Below are 285 nucleotides of genomic sequence, written 5' to 3' on the forward strand. Positions count from 1 at the left end.
CCCTTGAAGACGACGAGGTAGATAGGCTGGGGGTGGAAGTGCAGCAATGCATGGAGCTGACCAGTACTAATCGGTCGAGGGCTTATCCAATATGCAAGTTGTAAATCGCACATTTCGTTTCGGATCTAGTTTTCAGAGAATAATCTCTGAGATGTAAGCTAAGCTATGCGTTTGGTGGCGATGGCGGAGGGGTTCCACACGTACCCATCCCGAACACGACCGTTAAGCCCTCTAGCGCCGATGGTACTTGGACCGCAGGGTCCTGGGAGAGTAGGACGCCGCCAA

2 rRNA genes are annotated in these 285 nt (G+C 53.0%); both read left to right on the forward strand.

Annotation, left to right across the window (positions count from 1 at the left end):
- Positions 1 to 90: ribosomal RNA gene (locus HP548_RS00410) — 23S ribosomal RNA — on the forward strand; the annotation flags it as partial.
- Between the two features lie 80 nt (positions 91 to 170).
- Positions 171 to 285: ribosomal RNA gene (gene rrf / locus HP548_RS00415) — 5S ribosomal RNA — on the forward strand; the annotation flags it as partial.

Source organism: Paenibacillus taichungensis, assembly GCF_013359905.1.
Lineage (GTDB): Bacteria > Bacillota > Bacilli > Paenibacillales > Paenibacillaceae > Paenibacillus > Paenibacillus taichungensis.